Source organism: Streptomyces sp. NPDC015242, from assembly GCF_043079125.1.
Classification (GTDB): Bacteria; Actinomycetota; Actinomycetes; order Streptomycetales; family Streptomycetaceae; genus Streptomyces.
Map to the genome: position 1 here is coordinate 437,129 of NZ_JBIBUF010000003.1, position 18,103 is coordinate 455,231.

7 protein-coding genes are annotated in these 18,103 nt (G+C 67.8%); 3 read left to right on the top strand and 4 right to left on the bottom strand.

Going from position 1 to position 18,103, the window contains the following annotated elements:
- The first annotated feature begins 4 nt into the window (after positions 1-4).
- The 3 genes from ACF07N_RS13475 to ACF07N_RS13485 are packed head-to-tail and all read left to right on the top strand — an operon-like array spanning position 5 to position 4,034.
- Entirely contained in the window at positions 5-1,921 is a 1,917-nt protein-coding gene (locus ACF07N_RS13475; RefSeq protein ID WP_392111922.1) for an acetyl/propionyl/methylcrotonyl-CoA carboxylase subunit alpha, read from the top strand.
- On the top strand, positions 1,918-2,868 hold the full coding sequence (locus ACF07N_RS13480) for a hydroxymethylglutaryl-CoA lyase (protein ID WP_392111925.1): 951 nt from the start codon (positions 1,918-1,920) through the stop codon (positions 2,866-2,868). The genes ACF07N_RS13475 and ACF07N_RS13480 overlap by 4 nt, the downstream gene beginning before the upstream one ends.
- Positions 2,869-2,873: 5 nt before the next feature.
- A complete protein-coding gene (locus tag ACF07N_RS13485; RefSeq protein ID WP_392111928.1) occupies positions 2,874-4,034 on the top strand; it encodes an acyl-CoA dehydrogenase family protein in 1,161 nt (386 codons plus the stop codon).
- Positions 4,035-5,341: 1,307 nt separating this feature from the next.
- Here ACF07N_RS13485 and ACF07N_RS13490 read toward each other — a convergent pair.
- From ACF07N_RS13490 to ACF07N_RS13505, 4 genes are all read right to left on the bottom strand, one after another.
- Positions 5,342-5,827: a hypothetical protein gene (locus ACF07N_RS13490; protein WP_146075736.1), complete on the bottom strand. Its 486-nt coding sequence runs from the start codon at positions 5,825-5,827 to the stop codon at positions 5,342-5,344.
- A gap of 28 nt (positions 5,828-5,855) precedes the next feature.
- Positions 5,856-12,758: an RHS repeat-associated core domain-containing protein gene (locus tag ACF07N_RS13495; protein WP_392111931.1), complete on the bottom strand. Its 6,903-nt coding sequence runs from the start codon at positions 12,756-12,758 to the stop codon at positions 5,856-5,858.
- Positions 12,759-12,856: 98 nt separating this feature from the next.
- The gene (locus ACF07N_RS13500; protein WP_392111934.1) at positions 12,857-16,468 is read right to left on the bottom strand and encodes a LamG-like jellyroll fold domain-containing protein; all 3,612 of its coding nucleotides are present in this window, start codon (positions 16,466-16,468) and stop codon (positions 12,857-12,859) included.
- 32 nt (positions 16,469-16,500) lie between these two features.
- A complete protein-coding gene (locus tag ACF07N_RS13505; RefSeq protein WP_392111937.1) occupies positions 16,501-17,904 on the bottom strand; it encodes an integrin alpha in 1,404 nt (467 codons plus the stop codon).
- Between the last annotated feature and the right edge of the window lie 199 nt (positions 17,905-18,103).

Genomic DNA, 18,103 nt, shown 5'->3' on the forward strand with positions numbered 1-18,103 from the left:
GACGATGTTCGAGACAGTGCTGGTGGCCAACCGTGGCGAGATCGCCGTACGCGTCATCCGGACGCTGCGGTCGATGGGCGTGCGCTCGGTGGCCGTCTTCTCCGACGCGGACGCCGACGCCCGGCACGTCCGCGAGGCGGACACGGCGGTGCGGATCGGCCCGGCCCCGGCGTCCGAGAGCTACCTCTCGGTGGAGCGCCTGCTGGAGGCCGCGGCCCGCACGGGCGCGCAGGCCGTCCACCCGGGCTACGGCTTCCTCGCCGAGAACGCCGGCTTCGCACGGGCCTGCGCCGAGGCCGGCCTGGTCTTCATCGGCCCCCCGGCGGACGCGATCGCGCTGATGGGCGACAAGATCCGCGCCAAGGAGACGGTGCGGGAGGCCGGGGTTCCGGTGGTGCCCGGCGGCCGGGACCCGGAGCTGGCCGAGGCGGCCCGCGAGCTGGGCGCGCCGGTGCTGCTGAAGCCGAGCGCGGGCGGCGGCGGCAAGGGCATGCGCCTGGTGCGGGACCTGACCCGCCTGGAGGACGAGATCGCCTCCGCCCGCCGCGAGGCCCGCGCCTCCTTCGGCGACGACACGCTCCTCGTGGAGCGCTGGATCGACCGCCCCCGCCACATCGAGATCCAGGTCCTGGCCGACGGCCACGGCAACGTGGTCCACCTGGGCGAGCGCGAGTGCTCCCTGCAGCGCCGCCACCAGAAGATCATCGAGGAGGCGCCCAGCGTGCTCCTCGACGAGGCAACGCGCGCGGCGATGGGCGAGGCGGCGGTCCAGGCGGCCCGCTCCTGCGGCTACCGGGGCGCGGGCACGGTGGAGTTCATCGTCCCGGGCACCGACCCGTCGTCGTACTACTTCATGGAGATGAACACCCGCCTCCAGGTCGAGCACCCGGTCACGGAACTGATCACGGGCCTGGACCTGGTCGAGTGGCAGCTGCGCGTCGCGGCCGGGGAACCCCTCGGCTTCACCCAGCAGGACGTACGGCTGACCGGTCACGCCGTGGAGGCCCGCATCTGCGCCGAGGACCCGGCCCGCGGCTTCCTGCCCTCCGGCGGCACGGTGCTCAGGCTGCGCGAGCCCCAGGGCGACGGCATCCGCACCGACTCGGGCCTCACCGAGGGCACGGAGGTCGGCAGCCTCTACGACCCGATGCTCTCCAAGGTCATCGCGTACGGCCCGGACCGGGCGACGGCCCTGCGCAAGCTGCGCGCGGCCCTGGCGGAGACGGTCACGCTCGGCGTGCAGACCAACGCCGGTTTCCTGCGCCGGCTGCTGGCCCACCCGGCGGTGGTCTCCGGCGACATGGACACCGGCCTGGTCGAGCGGGCGGTGGAGGACCTGGTCCCCACGGACGTCCCGGAGGAGGTCTACGAGGCGGCGGCAGCCGTGCGCCTGGAGGCCCTGAAGCCCGAGCCGGGCGGCTGGACGGACCCCTTCTCCGTCCCGAGCGGCTGGCGCCTGGGCGGTGCCCGCAAGCCACCGGCGTTCCACCTGCGAGTACAGGACCCACTGGAGTACACCCCGCGCGGCACGGCCAGGGTCACCGACGACCGGGTCGCGGTGACCCTGGACGGCGTCCGGCACACCTTCCACCGCGCGGCCGACTGGCTCGGCCGCGACGGCGACGCCTGGCACGTGCGCGACCACGATCCGGTCGCCGCGTCCCTCACCCGGTCGGCACACGCGGGGGCCGACTCCCTCACCGCCCCCATGCCCGGCACGGTGACCGTCGTCAAGGTCGCCGTCGGCGACGAGGTGAGCGCCGGCCAGAGCCTGCTGGTGGTGGAGGCGATGAAGATGGAGCACGTCATCTCCGCGCCGCACGCCGGCAAGGTCACCGAGCTGGACGTGGCGCCCGGCACCACGGTCGCCATGGACCAGGTCCTGGCGGTCATCGCACCGAACGAGGAGGCGGCGGAATGACGGTCCCAGGGCTCCCGATGGCCGTCCCGGCCGGTGACCTCCCCCGCCGGGTCCGCATCCACGAGGTGGGCGCGCGCGACGGCCTGCAGAACGAGAAGGCGACGGTCCCCACGGAGGTCAAGGCGGAGTTCATCCGCCGGCTGGCCGACGCGGGCCTGACGACGATCGAGGCGACGAGCTTCGTCCACCCCAAGTGGGTGCCGCAACTGGCCGACGCGGAGCAGTTGTTCCCGCTCGTCAGCGACCTCCCGGCGGCCCTCCCGGTCCTCGTTCCGAACGAACGGGGCCTGGACCGCGCCCTGGCGCTGGGGGCCCGCCGGGTGGCGGTCTTCGCCAGCGCCACGGAGTCGTTCGCCAAGGCCAACCTCAACCGCACGGTGGACGAGGCCCTGGCGATGTTCCAGCCGGTGGTGAGCCGGGCGAAGGCGGAGTCGGTCCACGTCCGCGGCTACCTCTCCATGTGCTTCGGCGACCCCTGGGAGGGCCCGGTCCCGATCGCCCAGGTGGTGAAGGTCTGCCGGGCCCTGACGGACATGGGCTGCGACGAACTGAGCCTGGGCGACACGATCGGCGTGGCGACGCCGGGCCACGTGGTCGCACTGCTGGCGGCCCTGGACGAGGCGGGCATCCCGCCCGCCGCCCTCGGCGTCCACTTCCACGACACCTACGGCCAGGCCCTGGCCAACACCCTCGCCGCGCTCCAGCAGGGTGTGACGACCGTCGACGCCTCGGCGGGCGGCCTCGGCGGCTGCCCGTACGCGAAGTCGGCGACCGGCAACCTCGCCACCGAAGACCTCGTGTGGATGCTGCGGGGCCTCGGCATCGACACCGGCATCGACCTCGGCCGCCTCGTCGCCACAAGCACGTGGATGGCCGCTCACCTGGGCCGACCCAGCCCGTCCCGCACCGTCCGAGCCCTGTCCCACGAGGACACCGAGGAGCAGTGACCACCATGGACTACCGCCTTCCCGCCGAGCTGGAAGAACTCCGCCGCACGGTCGAGGAGTTCGCACACGAAGTCGTCGCGCCCAAGATCGGCGACTTCTACGAGCGGCACGAGTTCCCGTACGAGATCGTCCGGGAGATGGGCCGCATGGGCCTGTTCGGCCTGCCGTTCCCGGAGGAGTACGGCGGCATGGGCGGCGACTACCTGGCCCTCGGCGTGGCCCTGGAGGAGTTGGCGCGGGTCGACTCCTCGATCGCCATCACCCTGGAAGCCGGAGTCTCCCTCGGCGCGATGCCGATCCACCTCTACGGCACGGAGGCCCAGAAGCGGGAGTGGCTCCCCCGCCTCTGCTCGGGCGAAGTGCTGGGCGCGTTCGGCCTGACGGAACCGGACGGCGGCAGCGACGCGGGCGCGACCCGCACGACGGCCCGCCTGGACGAGTCGACGAACGAGTGGGTCATCAACGGCACGAAGTGCTTCATCACCAACTCGGGCACGGACATCACGGGCCTGGTGACGGTCACGGCGGTCACGGGCCGCAAGCCGGACGGCAAGCCGCTGATCTCCTCCATCATCGTCCCGTCCGGCACCCCCGGCTTCACGGTCGCGGCCCCCTACTCGAAGGTCGGCTGGAACGCCTCGGACACCCGCGAACTGTCCTTCTCGGACGTCCGCGTCCCGGCGGCGAACCTGCTGGGCGAGGAGGGCCGCGGCTACGCCCAGTTCCTGCGCATCCTCGACGAGGGCCGCATCGCGATCGCGGCCCTGGCGACGGGCCTGGCACAGGGCTGCGTCGACGAGTCGGTGAAGTACGCCAAGGAGCGCCACGCCTTCGGCAAGCCGATCGCCGCGAACCAGGCGATCCAGTTCAAGATCGCGGACATGGAGATGAAGGCCCACACAGCCCGCCTCGCCTGGCGCGACGCGGCGGCCCGCCTGGTCGCCGGCGCCCCCTTCAAGAAGGAAGCGGCCCTCGCCAAGCTCCACTCCTCCACGGTCGCGGTGGACAACGCCCGCGAGGCGACGCAAATCCACGGCGGCTACGGCTTCATGAACGAATACCCGGTCGCCCGCATGTGGCGCGACTCCAAAATCCTGGAAATCGGCGAGGGCACGAGCGAGGTCCAGCGCATGCTGATCGCGCGGGAATTGGGGCTGACGGGCTGAACGACAGAACGTGCTGTATCTCGCCCAGAAGCCCCGCCTGAGATCGCGGCGGGGCTTCATCTTCGGAGCAGGTACAGGCTATGAGGCGGCACCGTAGCGGGCTCGAACTCGCTCCATGATGCCGGTGGTCACTTCCGTCTCGGTAAGTGCCTCAACAGACCACCAAGTACTGTCACTCGCAGTCAGCACCATGAGACAATCCGAGAAATCGCCGGTCACCAAACGCTTCGGATCAAGCGCGCGACGGTCGGTTGCTGCGACGAGCAGCAAGTCGAAGCATTGCTGCACACTTGCCGCGAATTCCCTCACCTGCGGCCAAGACATCACATACCCCTGAGGGCAGGAGTGCGCCCGGTCCCGGATCTCCGCATATCCCAGGCCGGGCAAAGCGCAGTCCCGATTCCGTCGAAATCAAGGACGCTCCACACCCATTGATTCTCCCCAATCAGAGAGAAAAGGCTGTCAAGCCCCATCACTGATCCCTAGCCGTCCCACATCCGGAACTCATCTGCTTGCTCACCTAATATCCGTAGTCCAGCGGTTCCGCACCACCCCGACTACGGGTGCCGCCGGCGGCTTTCTCGTTCCAAGGATGCTGATGCGGATTGGGGTGATTTTGAGGCCCCCGTGATCAGTAAAGTCAACGTCCTTCACGGGCTTCCCTTCCGCGTCAAAATAGCGCGCTTGCGCATAGGGAGGAGTACGTCCACTTTTACTCTTTTTCACTCTCACCTGCGTATGCGGGAACCCGGCGGCCGCAGGATCGGGCTCAGGTTCTCCAGTCCGGGGATTACGCGGGATTTCCCGGGCGGATGCCGTGACGGAAGGAAGAGACGTGGTTGAGGCCGGTGCGGGGTTGCTGGAGACACACGTGGCGGGTGATCTGTCGGCGCACCCGCCGTCGTGGCTGACTTTCTGTGGCTGAGCTCGAAGGTGCCACGGGGATCATGTGACCAGCGACGGGTGGTGCGATCGTCCGTGCTCGGTCGTACAGGTCGAGCGCTGTTGCGTTCTTCAGATGAGGGCGCAAGAGATCGAACATCGCCTTCACGCGTTCGTCGGCGCGGCCGGACTGCACCTTGGGGTACATCGGCGTCACCGCCGGCGTCTACGCCCACGTCCGACTCCGCCTCCAACGCCAAGCCATCGACACCCTCGGCAACGCCCTCGGTCAGGGCGACGGTGCCCCCGATGACCCACCCACCGCAGCCCTCATCCGCTGACGTTGCCGTCAGCGTTGCCATCAAGACGCCCGAAAGCCCCACCGGCACCACTGCCCGTGGGGCTTTCGAATTCACACTGCCAGGCTACGTCCGCGGCATCAGAAGAACGTTCTGGACACTGCCCTCAGAGAGCCACTCCTCAGATTCGTGAAACTCTACAAGTTCGCGAATCGCGACCCGAACGCCTGGATCGATTGACCGAATAGCTTCATTGAAGGCATTAACTGCCACAGGGCCAGCCTGGGCCAGGATTAGCAGAACATTCCCACTCCCATCCTGGGGGATGGAAAGAAGTTCCTTGGCCGCATCGGCCACTCCCTGACCGAGATCCGCCCGAGGGAAGCGATCCAAAGCTGCATGCGCCGCCTGGTAGGCCCCGTAATCCTCCTCAGCCTTCAAGGAAGAAACAATCGCAGCGACACCAGCTGGGCCTTCGTCGCCGGTCACCGAATCAGCCAGCTCGACATAGCGATTCCACCGACGCTCAGCCTCATCGGGAGGAGTGACCTCGTCATCGTCTTGCACGAGGTCACCACATTCAACGATCTCAACTTTCCAGTCCGACGACACCCGAATCTCACTTCTTTCTCTGCAACATCTAGGGATTCTGTCGATCTGTGGCCCATTTTCGAAGGGCCTTATTCTGACTGAGGCTCATCCACATCTCCGTGATCGCCTCATCGTATTTATTGCCGAAGCGGGCGCGAATGTCATCTACGTCCATTTGTATGGCGCCTCGGAAATCGCCAGCGTCTATCATTTCTTTCTGCCTCATGCGCCAAGCCTTCGAGGCGAGTGATGACCCAGTGCTGTAAACCGCGCGATGGTCGGCGTAATCCATCCGAATCGACGGTCCGCTGTACTTACTGAGAGGGCTGGATGCGTTGGCAGGGATATGATTGATCTCATTTCCTGCTCCAGCAGGTTGCAGATCCCCATACTTTCCGCCATTCGCGGTGCCGCAGTTATGAACGAGGACCGGCGTGGCCCCCGCCAGCACATAGTACGTATGCAGACTGCTGACCGTGAGGTTATGAACGGCAGCCGAGCCGACCGTCCACCGCTGCACTGAAGTGACCTGGACTCGCGTCCCCGTGCCGGTCCGCAGCCATGCTCCGGCCTTCAGGTCGGTGGCATCGACCCACTCCCCCAGTTCCGGCACCCAGAACGGATGGCCATCCGTCGCCGTGACCGACGCCGTCTTCGAGCCCTTCTTGCCGTCGGTGTCCACCGTGATCTTGACGAGGTGCTTGACGCCCTTGCCCTTGATCTCGGCCGTGACCGTCTCGACCTTGGTCTCGCCCGTCTCCGGGTCGGTCGCCAAGACCTTGTCGCCGATGTCGACGTCCTTGATCTTTCTGGTGGAACCGTCGGCCATCAACACCTTGGTGTCCGGCGTGAAGCTGTTCCCCACCTTGCAGGTCACGGCTTCCGTGGCCTCGTCCGCCGCCTTGCTGCTCTTGCGCCAGTCCTGGAAGCTCTCCCACAGCCTGCGGCTCAGAGCTCCGATGCGTTTGATCAACGCATAGGCCTTGTCCAACTTGTTCCAGTACTTCGCCGCCAGCCGCGCCAGCGGTCCGCCGGCCACGAGTGACGACACCACGTTGAGCGCCGTAGCCCCGCAAGAGCCCAACGCGCCGGTGGTGAAGCAGTCCAGCGCGTCCGTGATGCCCAGCTCGTCCGCGATGATCTGCCCGAGCTCCTTGGCGACAGCGATCGCCCGCTGCTTGGCTGCGTCCGCCTGGGCCTTCTGCTGGCGCGCCCGGTACTGTGCCGGCGACTCCTTCGGCTTCTTGACGCCGTAGTACGTGTAGTACGTGTCGGTCGCCTTGACGTCCCACCCGCCGTCACGGTTCAGGCTGCAGGTGATGCCGACGTTCACGCAGTCGTCGGGCGCCAGGCCGCTCGGGTCGGAGAAGGTGACCGGGTTGTTGTTGCTGTACGAGTAGCCGTTGATCTGCTGCGGATCGGTGTAGTCGATGATCGGGTCCGCCGAGATGAAGCGGCCCGTGTCGGCGTCGTAGTCCCGTGCCCCGAGTGTGGTCAGGCCCGTGGTCTTCTGGACCGTGCCACCCACGAAACCCTTGTCGTTGACCCATGCGGCGGAGGACGCCGACGACGTCGACTCGTCACGTGGATTGCCGAACGGGTCCGTGCGGCGGCGCGTGGTGTCGCCCGTCTTGGCGTTGATCGCCAGTTGGGCCGTTCCCTGATGGTCCGACGCGAGGAAGTGGACACCGGACGCGTCCCGCATGGCGATCTGCATGCCGCTGAACGAGTAGTAGCGCGTCGTCGTGACCTTCGACGTCGCCTTGTCCAGGTGCAGCTCCATGCCCGGCAGGTAGAAGGTCTTCTCCTTGGAGGTGTCCCGGAGGATCCGCTCGCCCGACGCGTCGTAGGTGTACTGCGTCACCGTGCCGTCGGCGTTGGTGACCTTCGTCAGCTCACCTTGCTTGTCCCAGTCCAGGGACTGCGTGTCACCGTTGAGGACACGGGTCTTGGTGTTGCCCGTGACGTCGTAGGTGTAGGTGTCCTGAGAGGTGACTTCGGGCGTCGTGCTGGTCGCTGCCGTCTTCTCGACGACCGACGACACCGTGTGCGGGCCGGAGTTGGTGCCGTTGGGGCCCGACTTCTCTCCGTACGTGTACGTCCGCGTCGAGGTCGGGGACCCGTTCACGCCGTGCCGCGTCTCGCTCTTCCGGTTGCCGATCGCGTCGTAGCCGTACTCCGTCCAGTAGGGCGACACGCCGCCGACCGTCGAGGATGACGCCGCCGACGTACAGGCGGCATCGGCACTGCCCGTGCCTCTGGCCCCGTTGGACGCCACCGACGACGTCCACGCATCCGTCAGTCGCCGCAGCCCGTCATACCGGAAGCACTGCACGTCGTTCGCGCCGCCCGCGGGCGTGTCCGCGATCGAGAGGACGTCACCGACGGAGTTGTACGTGAAGTCCGCGTCGTAGGCCGCGCTCGACGCGCCCTCGACCCTGACGCTCGTGTTGGCCAGGCGGTGCGTCCCCGCCTCGAACGTGTTGTTGAGCCAGGTCTTCTTGGCTGTGGACTCGCCGGTGAAGAGTTCCACCTGTTCCAGGTCGGACGTCGGCGAGTACGACACGCCCGTGACGTACTTGAGCCCGCCGAGCGAGGTGTTCAGGCCAGTCGGCCGCTGCAGTTCGTCGTACGTGTAGCCGAGGGCCTCGGCGGGCAGGTCGCCCGCGGCGGGCAGGCCCTGCCCCTGCACGGTGCCGTCGTCGTTGTACTGGGCGGTGAACTCGTACGTCCCGCCCAGCTGCGGCTCGGCCGTCTTCGACAGGAAGTACTTCGTCGAGACCGGCTTGTAGTCGTTGGCCGCGTCGAGGGTCGGGTAGGTGACCGACGAATGGACCGCGCCTTCCTTGTAGCTGTAGACGCCGTAGAGCTCGCCCTTGGCCACCGTGTCGTATTTCGTCAGGGACAGCCTGGTGCCGGTGTCCGGCTCGCCCTGCCAGGTGGACTCGGCGCGGCCCAGCACGTCGTACTTGGTGGACGTCTTGTTGCCGTTGACGGTCACGGACGTCTGGCGGTCCAGGGCGTCGTAGGTGAACTCCGCCGTGCCCGTGTCCGGGTCGACCGCCTTCTTCTTGCGGCCCAACTGGTCATAGGTGTAGGTCCACGCGTTCCCGGCGTCGTCCGTCACCTTCTGCAGCTGACCGGCCGGGGTGTAGCCGTAGGACGTGGTGACCGCGTCGCCACCCTGCGGGTACTGGATCTGGGTGGTGGTGTGCTCGCGGGCGTCCTTCACGACCGTCGTCTTCGTGCCGCCCGCCGGCGGGGTGATGGTGACCCGGTCCCCACCGTGGACATAGGTCGTACGGTGCTTCTCCTCGCCCTGCACGTTGAAGATCGAGGCGGTGACTCTGCCGGCTCCGTCGTACTCGGTCACCGTCTGGCCGGTGAGGTCCGCGTTGACGGGCTGGAAGAGCTGCGCGGACGGGGCACCCGCGGCGTAGTAGGTGTCGTTGACCTGCACCACGCGGTTGGAGCCGTCATAGAGGGTGTCGGCGACCATACGGCCGCCTCCCGGTCCCTCGGTCTGCTCCTGCCGGGGCCGCAGCAGACCGTCGTACAGCGTCCACTCACTGCCGTACGACTGGCCTCCCTTTTCGATCTTCTGGGTGTGCACGGCCGTCGGGCCGGTGTTCCCGCGCACCAGGTACTCGTACTTGATCGACGCGCTCGCGCCGATGCGGTCCGGGAGCCAGACCGACGTCAGCCGGCCCAGCCCGTCGTACGCCAACTCGGTGCGCCGGTTGTTCTGGTCACTCTTGGCGGAGGGCACGCCCCAGTGCGGCTTGTACTCGGTCGTGGCCGTCCAGCCGGCTCTGTTGGTCACCACGGACTTGGTGGCGAGACCGTACGTCTCCGTGTAGGTGGTCGACGAGGCGTACTCCGTCGGGGACGAAGCCGTTTCCGCGTCCCTCACCACCAGCGGGCGGCCGAAGTCGTCGTAGGTCGTGACGGCGGTCGTCTGGTAGGTCGCCGTCGTACCGCTGTGCGATTCCAGGCGCTTGGTCGTGGTCACGTCGCCCTTGACGGGAGCCGCGCCCAGTGTTGTGGAGCCGTCGTAGAAGCTCAGGTCGTCCGAGATGACCTGAGTGCTCCGGTCCGGAGTCACCCCGCACTCGACACTGACCTTCTCCACCCGCGACACGTACGCGTACATGTGCCGGCTCTCGCTGTCCGCGTACTCCGTGCGAATGCACTGGTTGTCCGCGACGCCGACCTGGCCGTAGTCGTCGACCTGGCGGACCCGGCCGGTCTTCGAGTCGTACTGCGTGGTGGCCCTGGTCCGGCGCCAGCCGCCGATGGCGAGGGCGACGTAGGTGTCGGTCGCACCGTTCGCGACGTAGCGGGCCCTGCGCGTGCCCCAGTCCTTGACGCTCGTGGCCGTCACCGCGGTCCACGGCACCGCCACCGACTTCTCGGTGACGTCGGCGCCGTCATAGGTGAGCGTTTCGAGTTCCTGGCCGGCCTTCCACTCCGTGTCCTCGTACGAGGTCCCGTTGGAGTCGGTGACCGAGGCGGAGCGCGTGGCGCCGCTCGCGTTCACGTCACCGTGGAGCCCGCGGAAGAAGACGTGCTCGGTCTTGGTGTTGGAAGGCGAGTTGGTGCCCTGCGAGGTGACGACGCGCACTCTGCCGTAACCACGCCAGTCGCCCCAGGTGCGATACTCCGCCTTCGTGATGCCGTCGGCCTTGCTTTTGCGCCAGCCCGCGTCTCCGACGTACGTGTAGGACGTGATCCGGTCGGGGTTGCCGCCGGTCAGGTCGGTCTCGGTGACGGACTCGACGACGTACTTGTGGAACCAGTCGAGGATCGGGTCCTCTTCGCCCGGCGGGTTCCATTTGACCGGAAAGCAGCGCCTGGTCGAGGAGTCCTCAGTGGGCAGGCTCGTCGGCGTGCACTCGGTGGGCGCGTAGCTGACGCTGAGCGCCCCGCCTGTTTCGTTCTCGACTCCCGACAGGCGGAAGCGGTGGAAGGGCTGGATGTTGTCGCCGGTCTTGTCGACGCGGTTGGGAAGCTGCTTGCCGTAGAGCTTGACGGACGGAAGGGAGACATCCGTACCAACCTTGCCGGTGTGGTCGATGCCGTCGAGCCACAGCGACTTGGACCCGTCGCCGTTGTCGGTGAAGATCTGAGCGAGGCTCCACTCGTCGACCGGGCTGTACGACGCGTCTCCGGTGCGGATCTGCGTGGTGATCTTCGTCAGCTTCTTGCGGGTCCAGAAGGTGGGAGAGTTCTGGCCCTCGCACTTGGTGCTCGCCTTGCAGTTCTGGTCCCAGGGCACGTCCGGCCACCGGGTCGCCGTGGCGTCCGTCAGGTCTGCGGGCTCGCAGTCGGCCGCCGCGCCGACGCAGCGTTCCGCCGTGGTGAAGACGACCTGCGCCGCGGGCTTGGTGGAGTACACCTTGTCCACGCGCTGGCCGTAGTCGATCCGCTTGAGGTAACCGCCGCGGATGTACGGCTTGCCGTTCTCGGCCGTCTTCAGACCCTGCGTGTAGTAGTTCGTCTCCTTGCCGTAGAAGAACGACATGACGTTGCCGTGCGGGTCGATGACGTGGTCGAGGTTCCAGCGCCAGGCCTGGGAGCAATGGGCGTCGGCGAACGTCGCCTTGTAGCAGGGCTCCCCGGAGTCGTCGCCGTACACGGGGACGGTCCAGGCGGAACCGGTCTCCTCGTTGCCCGAGGCGAAGCCCGGCAGCCGGTTCTGGCCGAAGAAGTACTGGGTGCCGTCGGTGGTGGTGAGCTTCCAGTACTCGCCGTTGTCGTCGCCGTTGGTGGTGCCGGTCAGGCGCTCGATCTTGGAGTTGTCGTCGTTGGCGAGTCGCCACTGGCCCGTGGCGTCGTCCTTCACGAGTTCGCCGGACGTGCCGCCGGCCAGGGCGAGGGTGGCGTTGTCGTACGCCCAGCACTGGTCACCGAAGGTGTCGTCGTGGCCGTCGTCGGCACACGGCTTGTACCGGCGCTCGATGTAACCGGGTTCGTAGGAGAATCCCTGCCCGATCCACGATCCCTGGTTGTTCGTGGTCGCCGTCTGCCCGTCGATGGACTGGGAGTTGTAACTCAGTCCGACACTCGGCTGCAGCCCGCCGGGCACCGGCGGCGTGGTCACCGGGTACGTCCAGGTGAAGGCACCCGACCTGGTGTCGACACCCCATTCGGACGAGGCGGAGAGGCCGGTCGCCTTGTAGTCGCCCCCGTCGCCACCACTGCTCGCGACGGCCGCCAGCACGGTGCCGGAAGAAGCCGCCGACGGTGCGTCGAGGAGTTGAGGAGAGACACCGGAGATGTCGCCCGCGGCGCTCACGGTAGCCGTCAGCGTCTCCTGCGTCGCGTCGTTGTCACTCTCCAGGTACGTCGGAGTGGAGCAGTTCTGCTGCGTCGGCGTCGTCAGGAAGCACGCTGGGTACTGGACGAGGCGGAGACGGGAACCGTAGCCACCGCCGTAGGCTCCCGAGAAGTCCGAGTAGTCCAGCGTGACACGAGTCGCGCCCTTGGCGGCTTCACCGTCGGTGCGGGCCACGGTGAACAGGACGCCGTCGATGCCGGCGCCCTTGGACACCTTGCGGTCGAGCACCTCGACGCGTATGGCCCGCGCGGCTTTCTTCCCCTTCGCCACGGCGGCCTGCAACGGCAGCCCCTGAGCTTTGACCGCCTTGCCGGACAGCCGCACCTCGGCGCTTCCGGCCTCGGGCCAGCGGACCGCGTCGGGCCGCCTGACCGCCGCCTTCTCGGCTTGGTCGGTCTTCTTGAAAGTCTTCGGCGTGGCGTTCCGCCCCCGCACGGGATCGTCCAGGTCCGTCTGCGCCTTGGGCCTCTTCATGCCCTCGTCGGCCACGGCCTCGGGGGCGTTCTGCGGAAGCAGGCCTATCGACAGCGCCAGGCCGAGCAGCACCGCCGCACCGCGGCGGCCGCTGCGCCAGGCCGGTCTCGTGGACCGGAACCATGGGGGCGAGGACATGACATCTCCATGAGTGATCGGGGGATGCGGGGAGCAGGAGCGCAGGGGTGAGGAGGGCGGGCGGCCACTGAGCCGCCCGCCTCACGGGACATGAGGTGTCAGGCCGAGGATTCCTCGATGCTGGCACCCGATGGCAGGACCGAGACCGTCGCCATCAGCGCGGCGTCGAGCGGGCCTTGGTACATGCGGACTTCGTCGACGGCCCCGGAGAGGTACTCGCCGGCCGTGGCTCCGGTCATGGTCCGGCCGACCTGGAGGCTCGCCTTGCTGAAGTCCCAGGTGTTGTCCCAGGCCGCCTTGCCTGCCGCGGTGCCGTTGACGTACAGGATCACCTCACCGAAGACGGCGTTGTAGACCAGCGCGAGGTGGTCGCCGGATCCCTGGGAACTCGGCACACGGTTCGGGTCGAGCACGGTCACCGGTGTCGTGGATCCGGCGTCGGTCGCCACCAGCTGCCACCGGGCTGCTGCGGCGCTGTACTTGACCCTGATCATGCTGCCGCTGGTGCCGGACAGTGCGAGCACCGTCTGGTCCGTCGTCGGCTTCGCCGAGGCGAGTCGAGCCCGAGTGGTCAGCGTGAAGCTGTCCTGTGCCGTGAGCAGTCCCGTGGGTCGCGTCGCATGGGCGCCGGTGCCGTTCAGGGCCAGGTGGCCGTCACCCCACACCGGTGCGGCGGGTGGCACGCACTCGGGATCGGCGGCAGGGTCACAGGAGTCATCCGGCACATAGACGGCGGCGCCTCCACCGAGGGTCAGGCCGGTACCGCCCGCAACCTCCGGAGACAGGGTTCCCGCGGCCTCGTCCAACTGCCAGTAGGCGAGCTGGTGGGGCCGGATACCGCCGAGCTGCTGTCCCTCCGTGGGCGGAACCACTCGGTCGTGCAGCTTGACGTCGGCCACGCTGCCCTTGAGGTGGTTGGTGTATCCCCCGAGGTCGATCTTGCGGCCGATCTGGAGCGCTCCGGCCGCGTTCCAGGCCGTGTGGCGTGCCTGGACGTCGTCAGCCACGAGTACACCGTTGACGTACAGCATCATCTTGCCGAGTTCGGCGTCGTACACCCCGATGAGGTGCGTCCAGCTACCGGCCACGGCGGCCGCACCGGAGACCTTCCAGGAGCCGAGCGATTCGATGTCGCTGACCGGTGTACGGAAGGTCCACGACGACGTGTCGACGTCGTAGCCCAGCTCGAAGCCTGGCTGTGCGGTGCCGTCCTGGCTGACGACGGTGACGTTCTGCGTGGGCAGCGAGGGCAGCATGACCCAGGCACTCACGGAGAAGGTGTCACTGGTGTCGACGGCGGGTGCGCCGGCGTCGAGATAGGCGTTGCCGGTTCCGTCCAGTGAGGCTGCGGTATCGGTGGAGCCCAGAGGACCCGCCGATCCGAACGTCACTCCCGAGCCGGCGGCGGCGTCGGGCGCTCCGCTGCTGCCTGCGGCCTTCGCGGAGTTCTTGGCGTCACCGAGCGTCCAGGCGGCCACCGGTGCCCGGCCGTCACTGACCAGGAAGACATGGCTCGTCGGTGTCTTCTGCGGGTTGCCCGCACCATCCACGGCGGTGACGTGGAGGGTGTATGAGCCCTCGGCCGGCGGCATCCAGCGGATGGTGACCGGGCCACCGACGGACTTGGGTTCCGCCGTCTTCCGTGCGGTGTTCGCCTGGGGACCCGTGAAGTAGTACCTGTACTGGGTCACATCGGCAGCCGGCGAGTCCATCGTGAAGTCACCGTAGTCGCCGACACCGGCGTGCCACTCGTCGTCGCTCGGGTACTGGGGCGACGTGACCACGGCGGACTGAGGTTTCGTGTCGTCGAAGATGAACTCGCAGCGAGTCTGGTCCCCGTCGCTGGACCACGGTCCGGATGCCTTCTGGTCGTAGCCACGGACCGCCCAGCCGATGACGGTGTTCTTGGGCAGGGAGAATCCTGCCTGATCGTCGCCCGAGATATCGGACCCGACGGTGTACTTGAAGGTCGCCTGACCGGTCTGTCCGTCCTTGCTCGCGTCGACCGTGCTCTTCTTGCCCGTCTTCGCGTAGTGGACGACCTCCGTCCCGGAGCTGTTGGTCCACCACACCTTGAACTCGGCCTGCAGCTCCTCCGAGTTGGACCCGAGGTCACCGTGGTCGTAGTCCCTGATCACGGCGTACAGGGTCGGTGCCCTGGTCACGTAGTGCTCGGTGGCCCGTCCGTACTCGCACGTGTCGCCGGGCGTCATGTTCAGGTCGTCCTGCTCCGGCCGGAGCGGTGGCCGGTTGTAGGTCACGGAGAGGTGCGCGTTGCCGCAGAAACGCTTCCAGTAAGAGGTGTCCGATTCGCTCCCGGCCTTGAGGCGGAAGGTCGTGGTGTCCCATCCGCTGTCGGCGGCCTTCTGGACGGTGCCCGTCACGCCGAACCGCACGTTCTGATTGGTCGAGGTGCACGATCCCGCCGGGTTCGTCGGCGACTTGGAGGCGACGGTCTCCTTCGAGGAAGGCTGGTTGGACCAGTTCGTCGACGAGTTGATCGCGCTCGCGCCCGTGCTGTTGACCCGGGCGAGTTGCACCTCACGCCCGGAGTCGCTGTAGGTGTGCACCATGGTCACCGCGAATTCGGCGCTGACGATGTCCTTGCCCTTGAATGCGCCGGTCGGTATCGCGAAGAACTGACGCTTGACGTCACTGTTGCTGGAGCAGCGGTACGACACGTCGGTGGGGCAGCGCCCCACACCCTCGTCGTCCCCGAACTTCCAGAACTCGGCGGTCGAGTAGTGCGACGACACCATGGTCCAGCCGGTGCGGTTCGCCGTCTTGACCACGGGGTCGATGTAGACCGGATAGACGGTGTCTGCGTCGGCGAGCATGCTCGCGTCGGGTGTGAGGGTCATGGTGCCGGGTTCGAGATCCACGGCGACATCAGCCACCTGGGCGCCGTCCGGCGGGGTGACCGTTTCTCCGCCCGGCGATGCGGGGGCTGTGGGCTCCGCAGCTTCGGCCGGGCCCTCGCTGGAGTCCCACATCACGGGCTGCGGCGCCTCGAAGACGTCTCCCCCGGCGGCGCTGTCGGTCGCCGTCAGTCCGCCGCCCGCTGTCTCCGACAGCTCGAGCGAGGAGGTGTCGATCGGCAGTTCCAATGTGGCCAGGTCGGGGTGCGCTGCGGCTTCCGCGTTCTTGACGACCAGGATGTGCGAGAAGCCCTCGGCGCTGGCCGTCACCTTGAGGTCGACGCCCGGAAGGACATCGGAGTACGTGGCGGTCGAACCGTCCGTCTTGGGCTTGGGCAACTTGTCCGGCCAGTTCAGGGCGAGCGTGCGCCCGTCTTTCTCGATCTCGGCGAAGGTGGTGTCACCACCGCCGGAGAAGCTCATCGTGGTCAGCGCGGCCTTCGGCGCGAAGGTGCCGTTCTTGCGCTTGACCAGGGTGGTGTCGATCTCCGTCCACGTGCCGTTCTGCCGCACGCGGACGGGCTGGACGTACTCGGTGCTGGTGAACGTCCCGTCCGGGTTGGCGACGGTGGTGCTGCGCTCGTCACGCAGACTGAAGATCTCGACCGGCTTGCCCGACTTCGCGGCCTTCGCTCGGGCGTCGGCCATGCTCAGAGCCGGGGCATCGGCGTTCGTGCCCGTGTCCGCACCGGAGGCGACGGCCTTCCCGGCGGCGGGTACCCCGCTCATGCCGGCCGCCAGCAGGGCGACGAGCGTGGCGGCCACCGTGGCCGTACGGCGTCCAGTGATCATCGTGACGCGCTTCCCTCTTCCCGATCCGCTGCTCATCCGACCGTTCCGAACGCCACGCCTTCGTTGGGCAGCCCGTTCGCGCCGGGAAGGTAGGTCGTGGTGCCGACCTGGGTCGTGCCGGTGATGTCGGTCCAGGGCAGGACGTAGAGCACTCCCTTGGGCGAGTCGGCGGCTTTGCTGTGGGGGACTCCGAGGTAGAGGTGAGCTGATCCAGAAGTGAGGGCGGTGCCGGTGTAGTCACGGGCGGTGGCGGTTCCCGGCAGCCCCGAACCGCGCACGAGGGTCTTGTCGGCCGCGCCGACAGCCGAGTCCAGTGGCCGAAGGATACGAACGGCTCCCGCGTCCTTGGCGGAGGCGGTGTCCCTGCCGGGCACGCCTACGGCGAGCCGAACGGTCGCCGAGCTCGTGACCACAGCGGTGTCGGTGTTGGCGATCGTCACGCGCTGCCCCATGAAGTCCCCGGCGACCGGGGTCTCACCGAGATCCACAGCGTCGATCGCCGTCACCTCCGTGTACGACCCGGACGGCTGGACCCGGAACACCACGGCGCTGCCCGCGTCGGCGGTCTCCCCGATGTCCTCGCCCGGCGTCCCGACCGCGAGGAGCACGTCCGAGTTGTAGGTCTGGTCGCCGGGCCGGTAAACCGTCATGGACAGTGAGGTGCCGAAGCCGTCACCGGCTTCGGCTACACCGTCGATCCCGGCGCCGTCCTGATCGAGTCCGGCCAGGGGCGTGGGCAGTCCGCCGGACATGGTGTGACTGAAGACGCTCACACCGCCCGCGAACTTGGCGTCTCCGATGGCCTCACCGGGGGCACCGACGGCGAAGAACCGATTCGTCCCGGTCACCGAGTAACCGAAGCGATCATGCGCCTCGACCTCGCCGGGAACGCCCGGATCCTTCTGGCTGACCGACACCCGCGTCGTGCCCTGGACGTAGGTGACGCAGCCCGCGTCGCCATACGTCGTCCCGTCCACGGTCACGTTCTCACCGGGTGCGCCGACCACAAGGTACGGCGCGCTGCTCGCCGTTCCCCCGGCCCGCAGCGCGTATCCGAACCAGTCGTACGCCTCGGTGGACGTACCGGAGTCGAGCTCCGACTGGGTGTACCCCTCGATCCTCGAACCCGCGCCGATGCCGGTCGGGGTGCCGTGGATGACGTACACGGCACCCGCGTCGACCAACTGCCCGCCGTCCTTGGCAACGTCTTCGTACGGAGTGCCTACGACCAGGTCGGTGCAACCATCCCCGTCCGCGTCGTACGAACTCCGGGAGAAGCCGAACTGGTCACCCGCTTCGGGGGTCGCACCCATGCCGCTCGTCGCCTGGGAGATCTCGGCAACACCCTTGCCGCCGCCCAGGACGACCCGGACGAGGCCCGCCGCCTTGGCTCCGTTCACGGTGGCCTGCGGATCGGCGATGACCGTGTCGGCCACGCCGTCCCCGTTGAAGTCACTGGAAGTTCCCGCTGTGCAGGCTGCTGCCGCGGCCTGCGGAGAAGTCACCGAAAGACCACTTACAGCCATGGCAAAGGCACCTGCTGTCGCAGCCCATACCCAGCCCGGACGCATACGCGTACGCACACCCACCCCTTGGGCTCATCCGGGCAGACCCACCCCCGCCCGCTATGAAAGT